Here is a 3,571-nt window from a genome sequence, read left to right as displayed (position 1 = left end):
GATTTTTGGCACGCTGTTGAGTTCTCAAGGAACGGACGCTTCCTTTGTACTCACCCTCTCGGGCTTTCCTCCGGGCTTTCGTTCTGTGTTCTTGCTGTTCTTGCGTTTCCGACTCTATCAGACTCTCTCGGGCCCGACTTCCTCGGTGCTTTCCAGGTGCTGCGCTTTCGCGCTTTCCCTTTCCGGCGATTCCGACTCTATCAGAAGATCTCCACCGGATTTCCCCGGCTTCGATTCCCGAATGAAGAGTCGAGTGTCCCCACGCGAAAATTTCGTTCTAGTGGGGGCTGCTGCCGAACTTGTCCAGCTCGAGGCAACTGCTCGACTCTACAACCGTGCCATGGAGGTGTCAAAACGAGCCCGGGTCGGGTCCCCGCCCCTCGGGAGAGCCCTCGGACGACACACCCAGGTCATGCCGCATCGCGGCCCGCATCTCCCCGAGCATGTCCCATACCGCCTGCCGGTCCCGCTCCGCGCTCTGCGCCGTCTCCCCCGGCGCGGGCTCGCCCCGCTCGAGCCGTTTGACCTGTCCGTAGACCTTGTTCAGGGCCCGGTTGACCGCGCTCGCCGGCACGAGCACCTCATCCGGGGCGATCATCTGCGCCTCGGAGTACCGATCGCGGTGGGCGTTCTTCGCCTCCTCGAGCGCTGCCCTGTCGGCCTCCTCCACTCCCCGCTCCCTCAGCAGGTGCAGGTACCGGTTGAGAGCCGTCGTGAACTGGCGGGCATCCCGGTTGAGCTCCACGTAACAGGTCCGGCGGAGCACCCGGTTCTCGTGGTTCTCCTCCTGGCCGCGGACGAGCTCGATCTCCCTGAGCTTCGTACGCTCCGAGCCGCGCTGGGTGAGGAGCGAACCTCCCAAGGTTCCGGCGACACCCGCCACCGCGATGATCACTGCACTCAGGTCCACCGTTCCACTCCCCCACACCACTCGCTTCCGCTCCCGCGCCCCACAGCGCCAAGTCTGCCTCGCTCCATGCAGGTTGGCGGCCCCAGGGCTGAGGCTCTCACCCAGGGGAGCCCGGTGCGGAGGCCCGCCGTGACCGGTCCCGCCGAGCGATGGCCTCGGCGACCTCGCGGACGGCAGCCCGGATCTGGTCCCCGTAGGGGGTCCGCGGAAGGCCGGGCGCGTGCGCTTCGGCCTCCTTGATGTGCTCTGCGGCGGCTTCGAAGGAGCCGAGGCGCCGGTAGTCGTCGGCGAGGTTGAGGTGCAGGGAGGGGTAGAAGCCGGCGATGTGCAGTCCGGCGTGGTGCTCCTGGACGCGCTCGTCCGTCACGGCGTCGGCAGCGTCCAGGGCCCGGACGTCCCAGGCGAGGGCCTGGGCGGGATCCTCGTAGAGATCTGCCAGGTAGTGAGCGAGAGAGCAGCGGTGCAGCGGGTCACCCGTGACACCGATCGCGGACCACAGGCCGAGCAGCAGCCGACGGGCTGAAGCCCCGTCACCGGCCCGGCCTGCGGTCACGGCCCTCCCGATGGCGTCCATGGTCGGGTCCGGGCCGGGTCCGGCGGCTACGCCGGCAGCGGTGGTGGTGATGGTGGCCATGAAGACTCCTCTCCTTCCTTTCCTTCTCAGACGGAGTGGTCGGGCTTGATCGGCATGGCCAGCGTCGTGAAGTCCCCCCGGTCCGCGGAACGGATCGTGACCGGCTGGTCCCCTCCCCTCAGATCGAGCATCAGGTCGGGGCCGATCGCCGTACTCACGGCGGGATAGAGGGTGGTCAGCGCGAACCAGACCTGCAGGGCCCGGCCCGACACGGCGGCCGGCAGGCGGATGCGCGTGCCCTCTTCACCCGGCTTCTCGTCACCCGGGGCCTCGTCACCCGGGGCCTCGTCGCCCGGGGCCTCGTCGCCCGCGGACACGACGTCCACCGCGGCGTCGGCGACGTGCAGCGCGATGCGCTCGCCCGGGTGCTCTTCCAGGGCCCGCAGGAGCACCTCCTTCGCGACCGTCACCCGGGTGGTGACCTCGCCCAGGGACGCGAGCATCAGCCGGTGGTCGGGGAACTCCTCGGCCAGCAGCCGGCAGTACCGGTCCGCGCCGTCGGCCACCCGCAACCGGATCCCCTGCGGCGTCGCCTCGACCCGTACCAGCGCACTGCGGCGGATCCCCGCGACCGCGACCCGCAGCTCGTCCCCGCTCACCGTGCCGGCCCACGTCTGTCCCGGCGGACCGGCCGGCACCAGGGTCCGCGTGGAGAGCCGGTACCGGTCGGTCGCGGTCAGCGTGACGGCCTCCGGGCTCGTCTCGATGCGCAGACCGGCGAGGACCGGCAACCCGGGCTCGTCCACGGATGCGGTCAGGACCTGCTCGACCGCGTCCGCGAGTACGGGGCCCTTCAGCACCGCGACCGGCACAGCCGGCAGGTCGCCGCCGAGCACGCACTTGATCCCAGCAGCCTGCCGCTGCGCCAGCGCCGCGTCCCCCACGACCTTCGCGACGTGCTCATCGACCAGCCGGGCCGCCTCGCCGGCCCCGGCCTCGAACACCGCCGCGACAGCGGCGAGGGGCATACCGATCTCCCGAAGCCGCCGCAACACCGACGCCCGCACCACCTGGTCACCGCTGTAGTAGCGGTAGCCCGAGACCGAGTCGGTCTCGGCGGGGGCCAGCAGCCCGGAATCGGCGTAGAACCGCAACGCACTGGGGGTCAGCCCGCTGCGCTGGGCGAAGGCCCCGATCGACATCAGCTCTGAATTCGACACCACGCCATCATTGGCCTTCAACCAACTCGAAGGTCAACACCCGCCAAGCCGCCCGGCGGACCCCTCCGCGGGCTCAGAGGTTGACGCGTTTCAGGTAGACCCGGCGGCGGTGCGGGATGGTCTGGTACCAGACCATCAGGTGCTCGTCCTCGTACGTCCGCAGCCGCATCGGGTTGGGGTCCTCGTAGAGGCTGCCGTCCTTGGGGTCGATGGCCATCGCCGCCAGGTCGACCAGGCCATCCATGACCGCTGCCACGAGGTGCTGCTGCTCCGCCGGCATGTCGCCGAGCACCCACAGCCGGCTCGGGTCGCACTCCCAGGCCCAGCCGGTGTCGTTCTCCACGCCTTCGCCGCGCGAAGTCACTGGCCGATCTCGCGCTGGGCTTCGGCCAGGATGCGGCTGCTCGTCTCCATCGCGGCCCGGAACTCCTCTTCCGTGGCCGCCGGGTCTCCCGCCACCCGCTCCGCTGCGTGCAGCGCCGCCGCCCGGGCCGGCCAGCGGTGGATCGCCACGTGCGTGGCCCACTTGATCAGGAAGAACCGCAGCGGGTTGATGGCCCCGGTCTCGGCGGCCCGGTCGAACGCCTCGTTGCATTCCTTGTCGAGGACGGCCAGGTTGGCCATGTCGATCCGGCGCACGGCGTCCCGCAGCGCTTCCCGTGTCATGGCCGGCTGAGGAATGAGCGGCCCGCCGTCTTCCAGCTGCTGTGCTGTCATCACGTCCTCCAGGGGAACGCGGCCAGGATACCCAGCCACCCCTGCCGATCCGGCGGTAAACGCAGAAAAGCCCCGCACCGAGCCCGAAAGGGCTGGTGCGGGGCTTCCCGCAATGATTGTTCGGCGGCGTCCTACTCTCCCACAGGGTCC

5 protein-coding genes are annotated in these 3,571 nt (G+C 69.8%); all 5 read right to left on the bottom strand.

Annotated features, from left to right (window positions below):
* Positions 1-349: 349 nt before the first annotated feature.
* Positions 350-910, bottom strand: a complete 561-nt coding sequence (locus AB0D66_RS34260) for a hypothetical protein (protein ID WP_362311059.1) — start codon at positions 908-910, stop codon at positions 350-352.
* A gap of 97 nt (positions 911-1,007) precedes the next feature.
* Entirely contained in the window at positions 1,008-1,544 is a 537-nt protein-coding gene (locus AB0D66_RS34255; RefSeq protein ID WP_362311058.1) for a hypothetical protein, read from the bottom strand.
* A gap of 26 nt (positions 1,545-1,570) precedes the next feature.
* Positions 1,571-2,704, bottom strand: coding sequence for a MerR family transcriptional regulator (locus AB0D66_RS34250; protein WP_362311057.1), 1,134 nt, complete (start codon positions 2,702-2,704; stop codon positions 1,571-1,573).
* Positions 2,705-2,777: 73 nt separating this feature from the next.
* Positions 2,778-3,068, bottom strand: a complete 291-nt coding sequence (locus AB0D66_RS34245; RefSeq protein ID WP_362311056.1) for a hypothetical protein — start codon at positions 3,066-3,068, stop codon at positions 2,778-2,780.
* Entirely contained in the window at positions 3,065-3,421 is a 357-nt protein-coding gene (locus AB0D66_RS34240) for a hypothetical protein (protein ID WP_362311055.1), read from the bottom strand. Before AB0D66_RS34240 ends, AB0D66_RS34245 begins: the two co-directional genes overlap by 4 nt.
* Positions 3,422-3,571: the final 150 nt, after the last annotated feature.

The organism is Streptomyces sp. NPDC048270 (assembly GCF_040652335.1).
Lineage (GTDB): Bacteria > Actinomycetota > Actinomycetes > Streptomycetales > Streptomycetaceae > Streptomyces.
This window is presented reverse-complemented; position numbering and strand designations above follow the sequence as displayed.

Coding starts and splice junctions, on each gene's coding strand:
- AB0D66_RS34255 (WP_362311058.1), bottom strand. CDS start 1,544: ATGGCCACCATCACCACCACCGCTGCCGGCGTAGCCGCCGGACCCGGC.
- AB0D66_RS34240 (WP_362311055.1), bottom strand. CDS start 3,421: ATGACAGCACAGCAGCTGGAAGACGGCGGGCCGCTCATTCCTCAGCCG.